This is a genomic window from Flavobacterium sp. LHD-80 (assembly GCF_030929605.1).
Taxonomy (GTDB): domain Bacteria; phylum Bacteroidota; class Bacteroidia; order Flavobacteriales; family Flavobacteriaceae; genus Flavobacterium.
Map to the genome: position 1 here is coordinate 103,364 of NZ_JAVFVS010000009.1, position 17,407 is coordinate 120,770.

The 17,407-nt window shown below is 35.0% G+C and carries 11 protein-coding genes; 10 read left to right on the forward strand and 1 reads right to left on the reverse strand.

Features of this window, described 5'->3' with window-relative positions:
* The first annotated feature begins 222 nt into the window (after positions 1-222).
* From RB619_RS13340 to RB619_RS13385, 10 genes are all read left to right on the forward strand, one after another.
* Positions 223-672 carry a YhcH/YjgK/YiaL family protein gene (locus tag RB619_RS13340; protein WP_308098171.1) on the forward strand — a complete coding sequence of 150 codons (450 nt, stop codon included), beginning with the start codon at positions 223-225 and terminating at the stop codon, positions 670-672.
* Positions 673-674: 2 nt separating this feature from the next.
* Positions 675-1,340 (forward strand): bifunctional 4-hydroxy-2-oxoglutarate aldolase/2-dehydro-3-deoxy-phosphogluconate aldolase, encoded by a 666-nt coding sequence (locus RB619_RS13345; protein WP_308098173.1) that lies wholly within the window; start codon positions 675-677, stop codon positions 1,338-1,340.
* 5 nt (positions 1,341-1,345) lie between these two features.
* On the forward strand, positions 1,346-2,158 hold the full coding sequence (locus tag RB619_RS13350; protein WP_308098175.1) for an SDR family oxidoreductase: 813 nt from the start codon (positions 1,346-1,348) through the stop codon (positions 2,156-2,158).
* Between the two features lie 66 nt (positions 2,159-2,224).
* Positions 2,225-3,409 (forward strand): mannonate dehydratase, encoded by a 1,185-nt coding sequence (gene uxuA / locus RB619_RS13355; RefSeq protein WP_308098177.1) that lies wholly within the window; start codon positions 2,225-2,227, stop codon positions 3,407-3,409.
* A 191-nt stretch (positions 3,410-3,600) separates the two neighbouring features.
* Complete coding sequence (locus RB619_RS13360; protein WP_308098179.1) at positions 3,601-5,229, forward strand: hypothetical protein; 1,629 nt, start codon at positions 3,601-3,603, stop codon at positions 5,227-5,229.
* Positions 5,230-5,369: 140 nt separating this feature from the next.
* Positions 5,370-9,479, forward strand: a complete 4,110-nt coding sequence (locus RB619_RS13365) for a two-component regulator propeller domain-containing protein (protein ID WP_308098181.1) — start codon at positions 5,370-5,372, stop codon at positions 9,477-9,479.
* 393 nt (positions 9,480-9,872) lie between these two features.
* Positions 9,873-11,051: a glycoside hydrolase family 88 protein gene (locus RB619_RS13370; RefSeq protein ID WP_308098183.1), complete on the forward strand. Its 1,179-nt coding sequence runs from the start codon at positions 9,873-9,875 to the stop codon at positions 11,049-11,051.
* A gap of 120 nt (positions 11,052-11,171) precedes the next feature.
* The gene (locus RB619_RS13375; RefSeq protein WP_308098185.1) at positions 11,172-13,592 is read left to right on the forward strand and encodes a glycoside hydrolase family 2 TIM barrel-domain containing protein; all 2,421 of its coding nucleotides are present in this window, start codon (positions 11,172-11,174) and stop codon (positions 13,590-13,592) included.
* 274 nt (positions 13,593-13,866) lie between these two features.
* Positions 13,867-14,430: a DUF2911 domain-containing protein gene (locus RB619_RS13380; protein ID WP_308098187.1), complete on the forward strand. Its 564-nt coding sequence runs from the start codon at positions 13,867-13,869 to the stop codon at positions 14,428-14,430.
* A 169-nt stretch (positions 14,431-14,599) separates the two neighbouring features.
* Positions 14,600-15,079: a DUF1203 domain-containing protein gene (locus tag RB619_RS13385; RefSeq protein ID WP_308098189.1), complete on the forward strand. Its 480-nt coding sequence runs from the start codon at positions 14,600-14,602 to the stop codon at positions 15,077-15,079.
* 122 nt (positions 15,080-15,201) lie between these two features.
* Here the strand turns inward: RB619_RS13385 and RB619_RS13390 are convergent, their stop codons facing one another.
* A complete protein-coding gene (locus RB619_RS13390) occupies positions 15,202-17,406 on the reverse strand; it encodes a xanthine dehydrogenase family protein molybdopterin-binding subunit (protein WP_308098191.1) in 2,205 nt (734 codons plus the stop codon).
* Position 17,407 lies beyond the last annotated feature (1 nt).

Genomic DNA, 17,407 nt, shown 5'->3' on the forward strand with positions numbered 1-17,407 from the left:
TAATTATTTAGTTTTCAATATATTTTGTTCTTTAATTTAAATTAAAGCTTTAAATACTATTAAAACATAATAGGTACTATTTCAGGTGTTTAGTTAACCGTGAAATCGATTTTATTCAACAACATGACAACACACATGCTAAACAACTAAAAACCAGTATATTAAATAAATTTATTTCAATAAAAAATTAAACAAAAAACGTCTCAATAAAACCAAATAAAAATGATAATAGACTCATTACATAATGCAGCAAAATATTACAGTCTGCATTCCAACTTCAAAAAGGCTTTTGACTATGTTAGTCAAACTGACACCAGCAAACTTGAAGAAGGAGTTTTAGAAATTTCAGAAGGATTAAAACTAATCGTAATCACTGGCGAAGGAACAACCAAAGAACAAAGTATAAAAGGTTTTGAATGCCACGATAAAAACATTGACATTCAAATTGTACTTAAAGGCCCAGAAACGTATGCATGGAAACCTAGAGAAAAATGTGTAAGTCCAAATGGTGATTACAGTGACGAAAAAGATGTTCGTTTTTTTCATGATCAGCCTGATATGTTTTTTCAATTGCAGGAAAAACAATTTGCGATTTTGTATCCAGAAGATGTCCACGCCGCAATGATTGGCGAAGGAGCTCTTAAAAAACTTGTTTTTAAAGTAAGAATCTAAAGATGAGCTCCAAAAATTCAATAGAAATTATTGCTCAACAAGGCATGCTTCCTTTGTATTTCAATTCAAAGGAAACGGTCAGTGTTGAAGTACTTCGCGCTTTATATAATGCCGGAATAAGAGCGGTAGAATATACCAACCGCGGTTCAGAGGCTTTAGTGAATTTCAAAAAAATGGTACAAGTCAGAAATGCCGAAATGCCAGAAATGCTTTTAGGAATTGGAACAATAAAAAATAAATCACAAGCCAAAGATTTTCACGAAGTTGGTGCAGACTTTTTTATTAGCCCCGGTTTTGTTCCTGAAGTTGCTGATTTTTTAAAAAGCAAAAACGCACTATATGCTCCCGGTTGCATGACCCCAACAGAAATAATTGCTGCAGAGAATGCGGGCATCACTTTCATCAAGCTTTTTCCGGGCAATATTCTTGGCCCAGAATTCATGAGTAGTATCAAAGATGTTTTTCCCGATTTAACCTTTATGGTAACGGGAGGCGTAGATACAACATATTCTAGCATCGAAAGCTGGTTTTCTGCTGGCGTATCTGCTGTTGGACTTGGCAGCAAATTGATTACTAAAAAACGCATGGAAGAAGGTGACTATGCGACAATCGAAAGTGAAACTAAAAAAGTATTGGACACGATTCAGACTTTAAGAAAACAATCATAATTTATATGGATTCACTATTTAATTTAAAAGGAAAAATTGCACTTATAACAGGCGGTGCCGGCGTATTAGGAAGCAACTTTGCAAACGTTTTGGCTAAACAGGGCGTTATTGTCGGAATCGTTTCTCAATCACTTGAAAAAGCAGAAAAAACCGTAAAGAATATCGAACAAAATGGTGGTCAAGCTTTTGCTGTTCAAGCCAATGTTTTAATTAAAGAAGAAGTAGAAAAAATCAAAGATCTTATTGTTGACAAATATGGCCGTCTGGATATTTTAATTAATGCCGCTGGAGGAAATATGCCGGGTGCAACAATTCAGCCAGATCAAGCAGTTTATGACATGAAAACCGAGGATTTACAGCAGGTTATCGATTTAAATATCATTGGCACAATGTTGCCTTCTCAGGTTTTTTCAGAACTTTTTGCAAAACAGAAATCAGGAAACATAATCAATATTTCATCGGCATCTGCACAAAGACCTTTGACTAGAGTTGTTGGATATTCGGCTTCAAAAGCGGCGATCGATAATTTCACACAATGGATGGCAGTTGAACTGGCTTCAAAATATGGCGAGGGAATTCGTGTAAATGCGATTTCACCGGGATTTTTCATTGGCGAACAAAACCGCGCTTTACTTCTGACTCCAGAAGGAAATTTGACTCCAAGAGGCGAAAAGATTATCGGCCAGACTCCAATGGGAAGATTTGGAAAACCTGAAGATATTGACGGCGCGCTTTTATATTTATGCAGTGACATGTCAAAATTCGTAACAGGAACTGTGTTAAAAGTGGATGGCGGTTTTGCTGCTGCAAGTATTTAAAATAAAAACCATAAACCAAATACCTAAAAGGTTTTGAAAACCTGCAGGAAATCAAAATAATAAAAAATGGAACAAACATTACGCTGGTTCGGACCAAATGATCCTGTTTCTTTACAAGATATTGCACAAACGGGAGCAACCGGAATTGTAACCGCTTTACACCATATTCCAAACGGAGAAGTTTGGAGCATTGAAGAAATTATTAAACGAAAAGTCGAAATTGAACATCAAGACGGCGATCCTAAAAAAGGCGCTTCAGGTCTGATTTGGTCGGTTGTTGAAAGTGTTCCGGTCCACGAAGACATCAAAAAACAAACCGGAAATTATCTTCAATACATCGAAAATTATAAAGAAAGCATTCGGAATTTAGCTTTATGCGGTATAAAATGCATCTGCTATAATTTCATGCCTGTTTTAGATTGGTCAAGAACCGATTTATCTTATACGGTTGAAGACGGTTCAAAAGCGTTGCGTTTTGACATCAATGCTTTTGCTGCTTTTGAATTGTTTATTCTGAAAAGACCAGGCGCTGAAAAAGAATATTCTACAGCACAAATTCAGAAAGCTACAAGCTATTTTGAAGCCATGACTTCAGAAGATAAAGTAAAATTACAACAAAATATTTTGGCTGGGCTTCCGGGTGCTGAAGAAGCTTATACTGTTGAAGACTTCTTAGTAACCTTAAGCGCTTACAATCATATTGATAGACAAGCTTTAAAGAATAATCTTTTCTCATTTTTAAAAGAAATCATTCCGGTTGCCGAAAGCAAAGGCGTTTTGATGGCAATTCACCCTGATGATCCGCCCTACCCGATTTTAGGTTTGCCGAGAGTTGTTAGTACTGAAGAAGATTTGATTGAATTAATGAACGCAGCGCCTTCTAAATCAAACGGATTTACAATGTGTACAGGTTCTTACGGTGTTCGTTCCGATAATGATTTGCCAGGAATTGTAAGACGTCATGGCGATAAAATGAATTTTATTCACTTGAGAAGTACGCAAAGAGATGAAGAAGGAAGCTTTTATGAAGCGAACCATCTTGAAGGCGATGTTGATATGTATGAAGTTGTAAAAGCGATTCTTGAGGTTGAAAAAAGAAACAACAGCAAATTGCCTATGCGACCAGATCACGGTCACCAAATGCTGGACGATTTAAAGAAAAAAACAAATCCGGGATATTCTGCAATTGGACGTTTAAGAGGACTGGCTGAATTGCGAGGACTGGAATTAGGGATTAAGAGATCTTTATAAAGGTTTTGCCACGAAGGCGCTAAGGCACTAAGTTTTTTTTAAAGCTTTATGTTCATAGTCTCGCAAAGTCGCAAAGACGCAAAGTCTTTTCCGTTTTTGTCGGAATGACAAACTAGTCTTAAAAACCTTTGTGCCTTAGCGCCTTCGTGGCAAACAAAAAAAACTAACTAACCAAAATACCACAAAAAACCATGATTCGTTCAGCCATTTTTACCTTTTGCAGTCTGGTTGTAAATATTACAATGGCTCAGGAATTACCTAAAATCATTACTTCAAAAACAAACTATCTTCCCGATTTTAGTTTTGCAGGGTATCATTTCGGCGAAAGCCAACTTCCTGAAAATAAAGGAAAAATCATTAACGCTACAGATTTTGGCGTAAAAGCAAATGATAATTTAGACGATTCTAAAGCTTTGCTGAAAGCTCTAAAAGTAGCCAACGCGATTGATGGAAATGTAATTCTGCAATTGCCAGAAGGCCGAATTATACTAAGTGATATTTTATACATTGAAAGAAGCAATTTTGTACTTCGTGGCGCTGGTTCTGGCGAAAACGGAACTGAAATCTACTTTCCGAGACCGATGATGTACTTAAAAGATCCGGAATCTCTTGCTGAACTTCGTGAATATCTAACCACTTTTGACAAAAGACAACGCGAAAACGAAAACAATATCGACTTGCCTTTTTCACAATATGCTTGGTCTGGAGGATTTATTTGGACACAAATTCCAGGTGAGCGTGTAAAATCTTATTTAGACAAATACGAACCCGATTCTGCTGTTTTAGCTAAAGTCAGTTCTGGGAAAATGGGCGAATTTACAATCAATGTTTCCGAAGTTAAAAACTTAAAAACTGGAGATATTGTCGAACTGCAATTGTTTAATAAAGATGGTGAAAGCGGAGAAATCATAAAAGATTTATATCAAGGTGCAAATGTAAAACCAGGCTCGCATCATTGGCAATTTCCAAAACTTCCTATTGTTAGGCAACAGGTTGAAATTCTAAAGATTTCCGGATCAAAAATCACGCTTAAAACTCCATTGACAATTGCTGTTAAACCAAGTTATCAAGCACAATTGGTTGAATGGAAACATTTAAACGAAGTCGGAATTGAACATCTTCGCTTTACATTTCCAGATATTCCAAGAGTCGCACATCATGTTGAACCGGGAAATAACGGTATTTTCTTAACCCGTCTTTTTAACAGTTGGGTTAAAGATGTAAAAATCACAAATGCTGACAGCGGTATTTTAGCCGAAGAAGTTTCAAACGTAACGATTCAAGACATTACAACTGACGGAACACATTTGGCACATTATACAGTGACTTTAGGCGGTGTTCACAATGTTTTGGTAAAGAATCTGAAAATATATAACTCGGCGGTTCATCCTTTAAGTTTCAACACTTTTGCTACTAAAAACGTCTATCAAAACTGCGAAATATTTACAGATCCTGTTTTAGATCAGCATTCGGGAGCCAATCATCAAAATTTGTTTGATAATGTCACTGTACATCTAAAAACGACTAAAAATAATAGTTATGCCATATTTGGAGGCGGAGGAGCTGAATACTGGAAACCATCGCACGCACCTTTCAGTACATTTTGGAACTTAAATGTACAGGTCGAAAATCCAGATTCATCAAAACCCGTTTTACTATATGGAATGAAAGACGGTGCTTTTGCGCGAATCATTGGCGTACACGGAAATACAAAATTCGAAATCAAATACGACGTCGATCCCTATATAGAATTTTTGAACACATCAATTGATAAAATTCCATCACTGTATGATTATCAACTAAAAAAACGATTAAAATAGATACGAAGATACAAAGGTACAGAGAGTTACAAAGGGACAAAGGTTTCTTTGCGCCTTTGTCACTTTGAAACTTTGAAACTTTGAATCTTTGAATCTTTGAATCTTTGAATCTTTCTAACCATAACCTAAAAATAAATGCTATGAAATACACGAGCGTCTTTCTAGTTTTACTTTTTATTTCAGGAAATTTGTTTTCCCAAAATAAATACCGCCTTAAAAATTTTTCAACAACTGACGGACTTTCTCAGAATTCTGTCATCGCTATCCATCAAGATAAATTTGGTCAAATGTGGTTTGGAACCCGTGACGGACTTAATAAATATGACGGCAGCCGATTCACCATTTTCAGGAATGATGTTGCTAATAAAATGTCTATCAGTAATGATATCTTGGCTATTGAAGAAGACAATTCTGGAAAACTATGGATTGGAACCTATAATGGTCTGAATTGTTATGACCCTGTCAGCAATACTTTCAAAAGATATTTGACTGACAAGACCAATCATACTATAAACAGTAATACCATTTGGTGTATAAAGAAAGTTGGAGATGAAATGTGGTTTGGAACTTCAAAAGGGTTATCTATTTATAACAAAAAAACAGGGCAGTTTGCCTCTGCTGTACATTCTGCCACTGATAATACAACGCTTCCGAGCAATAACATTCTGAGTATTTTTAAAACCAAAAAAGGCCAAATTTGGATTGGAACAACAAAAGGATTGTGTGTTTTAACAGGCAGAAAAAACGGCAAATTATCTTTTAAAAATTACACGCTAAATAATATTGATGTATTGAACGTGTCAGCAATTGCCGAAGACCGCTTCAATAACATTTGGGTTGGAACAAAAAACAAAGGGCTTTTAAAATTCGATTCATCAACAAAAAGCTTTGTTTCATTTTTACCTGACGAAAAACGCAAGGAAATTCACAGCGAAATACGTGCTTTGGCAATTGACCGCAAAGGCTCGATCTGGATTGGTGCTTATGACGGAATTTATATTTTAGGTGAAGATAAGAGTATTCAAAAAATAAACAATAATAACAGTTACAGCAGTAGTAATCATAACACCGGAATCGAAAAAGTAAAATCAATTTTCATCGATAGAAAGGGTTCTGTTTGGGTTGGCTGTTATTACAAAGGCGTAAATATGTGGGATATTTCGAGTGTAAATTTCTTCAATTACGATCAAAATTCGAAAAAGATTCCGATGAGTTATGATGTGGTGAGTTCGATTGTAGCCGACAAAAATCAGAATCTTTATTTTGGGACCGAAGGTGGCGGTATCACCATTTACAATAAAAATACAGAAGCTACGAGTTACCTTAACAACAAAGTTGGACAAACGCCTGTAAATGATATCAAATCAATGTGCGTTGCAGAAAATAATATTTTGTGGATGGGAACTTTCTCTAAAGGAATTTCAGCTTATAATACTCTGACTAAAAGAATTGAAGGCGACAGAATTTCAACTCAATTAAAAGATTCAATAAAAGATGTTGGTGTTTATTCTATCAAAACAGAAGGAAACGGCGTATTGTGGATGGGTACTTTCAGCAAAGGATTAATTCGTTATAATACGGTTTCTAAGGCATTTCAATTTATTAGAAATGATAATACAAAAGCAAATAATCTAACCAATAATTATGTACGAACGGTATTAGTCGACAAACAAAAAAGGCTTTGGGTAGGAACATTGAACGGACTGAATCTTATTAATCTTAAAGATTTCCAACCTAATAAGTACACTGTAAAACATTTTCTTTTTGACGACGTTTCTTTATCGGGAGATGATATTCTAACATTGTTTCAGGATTCTCAAAATAAAATTTGGGCAGGAACAAAAGCGAAAGGATTGCATTATTTTGACGGAAAAAAATTCAATAGAATCAACCTTAAAATTGGAAATACAGTTGTTACATCAATCCACTCTATTTTAGAAGACAATGATAAAAACCTTTGGATTAGTAGCAATCAGGGAATTCTAAAATACAGTACTACCCGAAAAACAGTTATCAATTATGATCAAAAAGACGGGATAGCAAATAATGAGTTTAATGATAATGCGGCTTTAAAACTTGATGGCAATAAATTTTATTTTGGAAGCCCTTCTGGAGCAACTTATTTTGACTCCCAAAAAATTTCCAAAAATTTATATGCTCCGCAGGTTTTGATTACTGATTTGAAAATCAAAAATAGAACGACAAACCCAAATGATTCTTTAGGCATTTTAGAAAAAAGCATTGGATATACCAAAACCATTACTTTGGATTATGACAAAGCTAATTTCTCGATCAATTTTGCGATTCCGAATTACATTCGATCAAAAAAGAATCAGTATAGTTATCGTTTAACCGGACTGGAAAACAACTGGACAATAACGAAAAACAGCGAAGCCAATTTTGCTATTCAAAATCCTGGAACTTATACTTTTGAAGTTCGCGGTGCAAATAATGACGGCGTTTGGAATAAAAATCCAACAACTTTAACAGTGATTGTAAATCCGGCTCCGTGGCGCAGTATCTGGGCATTTTTGTTGTACGGAATAATAATTGGTTTAGGATTGTATGGCTTGATCTGGATTATGAAATCGAAAGCCAGACTAAAACAAAAATTAGAGTTAGAATATCTGGAAACCAAACGTATTGAAGAAAACAACAAACTAAAACTAGACTTTTTTACGAATATTTCACATGAATTCAGAACGCCTTTAACACTGATTCTAGGTCCGTTACAGCAAATTCTAGCCGATTATAATGGAACGAATGAAATGTACAAAAAGCTCTTGGTTATTGAAGGAAGTGCCAATCATCTTTTAGGTCTGATTAACCGTTTAATGGATTTCAGGAAACTTGAAAATCATCAGGTTGCGCTTGAATCGGCAAATGGAAATATTGTAAAATTTACCAAAGAAATCTTTTTATCATTTATAGAATATGCCAAAGATGGTGGTTATGATTATACTTTTGAAACTTCAGACGAAGAAATTCTGGTGTATTTTGATCGATACAAATTGGAACGTGTTTTTTATAATTTGATTTCTAATGCGTTCAGATACACTCCAAAAGGCGGTTCAATCAATATTAAAATCAATCACGACAGCGAAAATCTTTTTATTGCTGTTGAAGATTCTGGAGTTGGAATCTCAGAAGAACATATTCATAAAATCTTTGATTTATTTTTTGAAATTCCGATGCACAATCAAGTTCAGAAAAACTACAATAAAGGCACCGGAATTGGGCTTTCGATTGTAAAAAACATTGTCGAACTGCATAAAGGAAAAATTGATGTTACCAATAAACCTTCAGGAGGCGTTATTTTTACAGTTGCATTGCCACTTGGGCACGAACATCTTTTAGAAAATGAAATTATTTCAGATTTCAAAATTAGTGATGATATTGGTCAATATCAGGCGCAATTAGCATCGTCGGAAACAATTGAAAACGAAGATCTTGAAGATTTAATTGTAAACGAAGAAAAACAAACCATTCTGATTGTTGAAGATCACAAGGTTTTGAGAAAGTTCATGAAAAATCTACTCAAAAAAGATTACAACATTATTGAAGCCGAAAACGGAAAAATTGCTTTTGAGAAAGCTTTAAAATATACGCCGAATTTGATTATCAGCGATGTTATTATGCCTGAAATGGTTGGAACTGAACTTTGTTCTAAAATAAAAGAAAACATCAAAACAAGTCATATTCCAGTTATTTTACTGACTTCGAGATCGTCATTGGTTTATAAATTTGAAGGTTTAGAAAGTGGTGCCGATGATTACATCAGTAAACCTTTCAATTTAATGGAATTTAAACTTCGCGTGAAAAATCTATTAAATACGCAAGAACGTTTAAAAATCAAGTTTTCAACGGAAGACAGTTTTATTCCGTCAGAAATTACAGTTTCATCTTTAGATGAGGAACTTTTGAAAAAAGCGTTTAAGATTGTCGAAGAAAATATTTCGAACGAACAATTCGATATTCCGTTTTTCTGTTCTGAATTAGGTGTCAGCCGAACCATGTTATTTTTAAAAATCAAAGCATGGACAAATTGCACGCCAAATGAATTTATTCATGAAATTAGACTAAAACGTGCTGCCCAATTTTTGGAACAAAACAAATTAACCGTTTCAGAAATCAGCTACAAAGTCGGCTTTAATAATCCGAAATATTTCAGCAAATGCTTCCAGAAAAAGTATGGTGAAACTCCAACACAATATGCTGACAAGTTTTATAAATCTACTGTCGTAATTTAAAAAACGCACTGTTTTAAGGGCTTAAAAAGGGTATCTGTATTTTTAGATACCCTTTTTTGTATTTCTATATCGTTTTCGGCATCTACATTTGCCGTATGAAAATAAAAAAAGGAAACTTCTTATTGCTTCAAATTTTTTTTGTCGTCCTCATAATAGGAATGAGTCTTTTGATTTTCTACTTTATCTAACACTAACCTTAAAACCAAAAATGAATGTTTACAAACCAAAAAACCAAATTCCTTACATGATGTGTTTTTGATATGTGTGTTTTTGACACATAGACACATAAGAACTTAGATAGTTTAATTACATTTAATAAAAAAATAGAAATGATTCCAAACCCAAATTTAGAGCCAAGCAATTTTGGTTTTTTAAAAAAGATTAATTAGTAGTATGAATAAAGTTAGTTTCATTTCTTTAATTCTAGGGTTTGCATCTCTTACAATAGGGTGCAAATCCGGAATTAGTTCTCAAAAAATCACTGTTTCTCCAGCTTCAGAAAAACTGCTGGAATCAAGGTACAAAATGCTACTCGATTATCCAGTCGATTCTCTTTCGATGCCGAGAAGCATGAATATCAAAACCAATGAAATACACAAAGTTCCATCACGCGACTGGACAAGTGGTTTTTTTGCCGGAAACCTTTGGCAATTATATAAACTAAAAGGTAACTCTCAATACAAAGAGCAAGCTCAAAAATGGACTGTTTTCAGCAAAAAAGAAAGCGTCAACAAAAACTCGCATGATGTAGGTTTTAAAGTGTATTGCAGTTTTGGAGAAGCCTTAAAAGTGGAAAAAAACAAAGATTACGAAGCCGTAATTATCAAAGGTGCTGCAACTTTATGCACTCGTTTTAATGAAAAAGTAGGTTCAATTCGTTCGTGGGATTTCAATAAAGAAATCTGGGATTTTCCAGTTATCATAGACAATATGATGAATCTTGAATTGCTTTTTGAAGCTTCAAAATTATCTGGAAACCCAAAATACCGCGACATTGCCATTAAGCATGCCAATACCACTTTGAAAAATCAATTTAGAGACGACAATAGCTGTTATCACGTTATTGATTATGATCCAAAAACGGGCAATGTAAGAAAGAAAACTACACTTCAGGGCTATAATGATGATTCTGTTTGGGCGCGAGGCCAAGGCTGGGCCGTTTACGGTTTTACGATGTGCTATCGTTATACACAAGATCCTGTCTATTTGAAACAGGCCGAAGCCACTGCAAAGTTTTTTATGAACAACAAAAATCTGCCAGAAGATGGAATTCCGTATTGGGATTTTAAAGATCCAAGTATTCCAAATGCTCCACGTGATGTTTCGGCTGCAATGGTGATGGCATCTGGTTTATATGAATTGTACAGTTATACTAAAAATAATAGTTATTTGGCTTTCGCCGATAAACTAATGACTTCGGTACAAACTGACAAATACATATTAAGTGCAGACATCAAAGCTCCATTTCTGCTCGACCACAGTACTGGTAACTGGCCAAAACACGATGAAATTGACGAACCAATAATTTATGCCGATTATTATTTCCTAGAAGCATTACTTAGAAAAAAGTAACGGAAAAAAGTAACAAAGGGACAGAGGTACAAAGTGACAAAGGTTTTCAGCCTTTGAGCCTTTGGCACTTTGTAACTCTGTCACTATCTCAGTCACTTTGAACCTAAAAAAAAATAATTTATGACTAACCGACCAAACCACTATAATACATTTCAATACTTTGCGCTTTTTGTTTTTTTTCAGATTTGTCTGAGCAGCAGTTTTGCTCAGGCAAAGCTGAATATTAACAATGATTGGCTTTATTTAGAAAACCACACTGCAAACCTCAACGAAGCTCAAAAAAATCAAAATTGGGTTTCCCTAAACTTACCACATACTTGGAATGCCGAAGATGCAACTGATTTATATCCGGGTTACAGACGCGATGCCAGCTGGTATCAAAAGAAACTTACTATTTCACAAATCGATAAAAACAAAGTATATTCTTTGTACTTTGAAGGATCAAATGTTACGACAAAAGTATATGTAAACGGTAAAGAAGCCGGAAGTCATATTGGCGGTTACATTGGCTTTTCAATCGATGTTACAAACCTTATTAAAGAAGGAAATAACGACATTTTTGTTCGTGTTGATAATAGTTATGATATCGAAATTATTCCGTCTCAAAAAAGTGATTTCTATATTTACGGAGGAATCACGCGCGATGTTTGGTTAGTTTCAAAATACAAAAATCATATTGACAATTTAAAAGTTTCAACACCTGAGGTTTCTGCAAAAAAAGCCTCAGTTCAGATTATTTCTTCAATTGTAAATTCAGATAATTCAAATGATTTATCGTTAACCGTAACTTTAAAAAATCCGAAAGGGAAAAAAGTCGCGAGCAAAACCATTGCAGTTGCTGACAAAACTTCGACGATTACTTTTGAAAACATCAAAAACCCAGAACTTTGGGATACTGAGAAACCAAATTTATATTCAATAACTGCTGTTTTATCAGAAAAAAAACAAATTAAAGACAGTACTTCTGAAAAAGTTGGTTTCAGATGGTTTGAGTTTAAGGATCATGGTCCGTTTTATTTGAATGGAAAACGCTTAATAATTCGTGGCACACATCGTCATGAAGAGCAAGCTGGAGTTGGCGCCGCCATGACAAATGAACAACATTGGGCCGATATGAAATCGATAAAAGCGATGGGAGCAAATTTTGTTCGATTGGCACACTATCCGCAAGATCCTGAGATCTATAAAGCTTGCGACGAATTAGGTTTATTAGTTTGGGATGAATTGCCTTGGTGCCGTGGCGGTATAGGAAATGATGTTTGGAAAACGAACACCAAAAATATGCTTGAGGAAATCATCAATCAAAATTACAATCATCCGAGTATTATTATTTGGTCTTTAGGAAATGAAATAAACTGGCTTCCAGATTTTCCAGACGGCGATAATGATAAAAAAACAAATGACTTTTTAACCGAATTAAATGATCTTGCCCATAAACTCGATCCGGCAAGAAAAACGGCTATCAGAAAATATTATGAAGGCTCGCATATTGTTGATGTCTTCTCGCCTTCTATTTGGTCTGGCTGGTATTCAGGAAGTTACAAAAGCTACCAAAAAGCGATTGATGTTTATAAAAAAGAATACAAACATTTCATTCACGCAGAATACGGTGGCGACAGTCATGTGGGTCGTCACAGCGAAAATCCGGTTACAGGCGAAAATGTTATAAAATCTGAAGGTTGGGAAGAAGCAATTGTTCAGACGAAAGTGGCAAACATCGCTCAAATTGGAGACTGGAGCGAAAATTATATCGTCGATTTATTTGACTGGCATTTGCATATATCCGAGAATGACCCATCTTTTGTGGGAAATATACAATGGGCATTTAAGGATTTTGCAACGCCATTACGTCCCGAAGATGATATTCCGTATATGAACCAAAAAGGGCTTACAGATCGAAACGGAAACCCAAAAGATGCCTATTATGTTTTTAAAAGTTATTGGGCAAAAGAACCTTTTACTTACATCGAGTCGCATACTTGGACAGAACGCCAAGGTCCTGAAAATACACCAAGAACAATCAGCGTTTTTAGTAATTGCGAAAAAGTAACTTTATTCCACGATGGAAAAGATCTAGGCGAAAAACAAAGAAATATCGCTGTCTACCCTGCTTGTGGTTTAACATGGGATGTTAATTTCAAAAAAGGCGAAAATGTTTTGGTTGCTATCGGAAAAAACAAAGAGGGCAGAACGGTTTCTGATACTATAAAAGTCAACTATCGTTTTAATAAAAATGATGCAGCTTCTTCGTTGCAATTATCTGCCGAAAAACTAAAAAATGGCAATTATTTGGTAACGGCTATCGCAATTGACAATCACAATTTACGCTGTCTGGATTATGAAGCAAGTGTTTATTTCCAATGTTTGAAAGGCGGAAAAACTTTAAAAAACCAAGGAACACCAACAGGAAGTGAATCGATCAAAATGGCCAACGGAAAAGCTTCTATTGAAGTTATTCCAGATGGATCAAATGAGCCTATTGAAATGACGGCTTTGAATCAAAGTTTTAAGGGGGAATATTTGAAGATTCCCGTTAATTAGATTTTTATTTTTTAGGTAACCTTTGTCACCCTGAGCGGAGTCGAAGGGCAACGAGAGACTCTACAAAGATTGGCGATTTTGATTGTAGAGCTTCGTGCTGCCCTTCGACTCCGCTCAGGGTGACAAATTTGTATCTAAAATTAATTTGTTCAATCTGTGCGAACCAGTAAAACTATAAAACCATTATCAATTCATTAACAAAAAACAAGCTGTAATTTCATGATTTTTCTTAATTATTAACTTACTTTGTAGTTATTCTAAAAATTGTAATCCTATGAAAAAATTATGTTTACTGGCAGTCGTTTTATTTGCTGCCCTTTCAGTTCAGGCGCAAGATGTGGTGAAATTTTCTCCATTAGATGCTAGTCCGGTTGATATTTCTTATTTCCCAAACAGAGCGGTTAAATTCAAAAAAACAGATACTCCTAGTCCGGTTGTAAAAGTTGTTTACTCAAGACCTTCTGTAAAAGGACGTGTTATTTTTGGTGACATCGTAAAATTTGGTGAAGTTTGGAGAGTTGGTGCAAACGAAAATACTGAAATTAAATTCTATAAAGCAGTAACAATTGGCGGAAAAAATATTCCTGCAGGTTACTACAGCTTATTTGCAATTCCAGAAAAAGACAAATGGACCATCATTATCAATAAAGAATTGGATTTATGGGGCGGATATGCTTATGACGAAAGCAAAGATGTTGTAAGAGTTTCAGTTCCTGTTAAACCAGTTTCTGATGTTATTGAAGCTTTATCTATTGCTTTTACAACTCAAGGTAATGTAGCGAATCTTGTTATTGGTTGGGATAAAACTACGGTTGAATTGCCTATTACGGTTAAATAATTTAATTGTTTTTATAGATATAAAAAAAGGAGACATTTTTCAATGTCTCTTTTTTTTATCTATATTTTTCGTAAAATATAATTATGACACTCCTTCCTATTTAGCAAGAAACGGGTTTTAAATAAAACGAACAAAATAGAAATTTGATCAAATTTAAAATAAATAAATTATGAAAAATTTTAAGATTGTTCCGCTTTCAAAAGAATTTGCCAGTAAAATTCGCAATGCTAATACAGATAATTTCGGCAATCAAATATATGATCAATTAGCATCTGGAAAAGGTCCTTGCAGGGTTTCCCTAAAACCGTTTAATATTGGCAAAGATATTCGATTGGTTTTTGCTTACAGCCCATTCTCAAAAAACAATGCTTTTAATCAATCCGGACCAATATTTATTCATAAAAATGAGGTGGAAGAATATTCAGATATTTATAATTTTCCACCAGAAATAAAAGCTGATAAAGAAAATTTTCCTTTATCCCTAATTGGCTACAATAAAGAACAAAAAATGATTTTCACAAAATTGGTAGGTGATAATGATGTTGATCAGTTAATTTCTGAAATCTTTGAAAATGAAAACAATGTTGAATATCTTCATGCAAGAAATTCAGAAGCTTGTTGCTTTATTTGTAAAATTGAAAGAGTATAATCGATGTCAATTGTGAAGTCATTAAACGATCATATCTGTGTCCCCACGGCTTAAACCGTGGACTATATTGGAAAATAGGAATCAAAAAAAAAAAGACATTTTTCAATGTCTCTTTTTTTGTTCTAAACCTTCACAATTTCTATAATTTTATCCAATGTAATTGGTAAATCTCTAACTCGTTTTCCGGTCGCATTAAAAACAGCATTTGCAATTGCAGGAGCCATTCCTACCAAAGCAGTTTCACCAAGACCTTTAGTTCCCATTGGGTTGCTGATTGGGTCTTTTTTATTGACGAAAAAAACCTCTTGTTTTTCAATATCAGCATTTACTGGAACATGATAATCAGCGAAATTATTATTGATTGGACGGCCAAAACGATGATCAATTTCCAACGCTTCCATCAATCCCATTCCGATTCCTCCTACTGCACCACCAAACATTTGTCCTGCTGATGTTTTTTGATTGATAACCGTTCCAATATCGGCACAGGAAACCACATGCGCCAATCTAATTTTCCCTAAATTCGGATTCACCAATACTTTTACAAAGTGAACTGAAAACGAATAAATCGAATATTTTTTTGCTTCTTCATTTCCTTTTGACTGATTTTCAACTTCCAGACCTTCTAATTTATTTGCATTCAATAAAGATGTTAATGCAATCGATTTTGAATTGTCTTTTTTAGAGGATATCAAACCATTTTCAAAACTCAAATCGGTAATTGGAGTTCCTTTAAAAATTGGATTTTCAGTAGCTAATCCAAGAACTTTGCTAACCAACAAATTACAAGAATCATGAACCGCAGAACCAACTGACGAAGTCGTAGCCGATCCTCCTTGTGTTGGACCTTTTGGCAATCCGCTTTTTCCCATTTCTATAATTACATTTTCTGCTGGCAAACCTGCAATTTCGGCACCAATTGCCGTCATCATAGTTGCAGTTCCTGGTCCCATGTCATTTACACTACATTGCAGAACCAAATTTCCATCGGGCAAAAACTTTGCTTTTACTGAAGTTGGACTTCGGTAACAGCCAAAAGTTCCCGTTCCCATTCCGTAACCCACAAGCCAGTTTCCTTCTTTAACAGAACCTGGTTCATTTTTACGGTTTTTCCAGCCGATTCGCTCCATTCCGCCTTCGTAACATTCTAAAAGATATTTACTGCTCCAAGGTTTATTTTGTTCCAAATCTTTTTCGGCATAATTCAGCTTTCTGAATTCAATTGGATCCAGATTTAATTTATGCGCCATTTCGTCCATTGCACATTCTAATGCAAAAGAACCCGTCGCTTCGCCCGGACCGCGCATCCAAATTGGCGTGCAAGTATCCAAAGGCACAATTCTATATCGAGTTGAAACATTGGAACAATCATAAATAAATCGGGACATATTTACGGTTCCTTCCATAAAATCTTCATAACTCGAAGTCATTGCAACCGCTTCGTGCGTCAAGCCAGTTAGTTTTCCTGCTTTTGTTGCGCCTAAACCCATTTTCTGAATGGTATAAGGTCTAAAACCAACATTCGTAAACATTTGTTCACGATGCAAAACTAATTTTACCGGACGATTTAGTTTTTTTGCGCCAATTAATGCTGCAATTTCGTAAGGCCAAGTATGCAATCCCATTCCGAATGCGCCTCCTAGATATTCAGAAGTCACCTCAACATCTGCTGGCGGAATTCCGAAAACTTCACCAACACTTCTTCTTGTACCTTCAACACCTTGACTTTTAGTATATAAAATAGGTTTATTTCCTTCCCATTTTGCAATAATATTAGCCAATTCCATTGGGTTATGAACTTCGGTCGGAATCGTATATTCTGCTTCTAAAACAACTTCAGCATTTTTATATCCGTCATGTTCGCCACGATGGTAATCATTTCCTTTATCAGTTTCTACTTTTTTCTCTTTATCTGCCGCTTTTTTAAGTTCAGTCGAATGTTCTTCTTTTATATAATCGGCTTTAATTAAACTCGCGGCATATTGCATTCTTTCAAAAGTATCGGCAATAACCAAGGCAATTGGCTGATCATAATACAAAACCGAATCATCCTTAAAAATCTGCAAAGGCTGACCAAAATTGTGCTTGTCTTTTGCTTTTTGATAGCCAGCAGGTTTATCAACATTTAAATGCGTAATCACCGCCAGAACTCCCGGCGCCCATTCTGCTTTTTTAGTGTCAATCGTTTTAATTTTTCCTTTCGCAATCGTACTTCCCACCAAACAGGCATAAACAACGCCCGCCGTTTTATATTCCGCTGAATACGTTGCCGAACCCGTTACTTTAGCAAATCCATCTACTCTATTTATATTACTTGTCTTGCTCATA

Bases quoted from the DNA above. Each gene is read 5' to 3' on its own strand.
- RB619_RS13340 (WP_308098171.1), top strand. From the start codon at position 223: ATGATAATAGACTCATTACATAATGCAGCAAAATATTACAGTCTGCAT.
- RB619_RS13345 (WP_308098173.1), top strand. From the start codon at position 675: ATGAGCTCCAAAAATTCAATAGAAATTATTGCTCAACAAGGCATGCTT.
- RB619_RS13350 (WP_308098175.1), top strand. From the start codon at position 1,346: ATGGATTCACTATTTAATTTAAAAGGAAAAATTGCACTTATAACAGGC.
- uxuA (WP_308098177.1), top strand. From the start codon at position 2,225: ATGGAACAAACATTACGCTGGTTCGGACCAAATGATCCTGTTTCTTTA.
- RB619_RS13360 (WP_308098179.1), top strand. From the start codon at position 3,601: ATGATTCGTTCAGCCATTTTTACCTTTTGCAGTCTGGTTGTAAATATT.
- RB619_RS13365 (WP_308098181.1), top strand. From the start codon at position 5,370: ATGAAATACACGAGCGTCTTTCTAGTTTTACTTTTTATTTCAGGAAAT.
- RB619_RS13370 (WP_308098183.1), top strand. From the start codon at position 9,873: ATGAATAAAGTTAGTTTCATTTCTTTAATTCTAGGGTTTGCATCTCTT.
- RB619_RS13375 (WP_308098185.1), top strand. From the start codon at position 11,172: ATGACTAACCGACCAAACCACTATAATACATTTCAATACTTTGCGCTT.
- RB619_RS13380 (WP_308098187.1), top strand. From the start codon at position 13,867: ATGAAAAAATTATGTTTACTGGCAGTCGTTTTATTTGCTGCCCTTTCA.
- RB619_RS13385 (WP_308098189.1), top strand. From the start codon at position 14,600: ATGAAAAATTTTAAGATTGTTCCGCTTTCAAAAGAATTTGCCAGTAAA.
- RB619_RS13390 (WP_308098191.1), bottom strand. From the start codon at position 17,406: ATGAGCAAGACAAGTAATATAAATAGAGTAGATGGATTTGCTAAAGTA.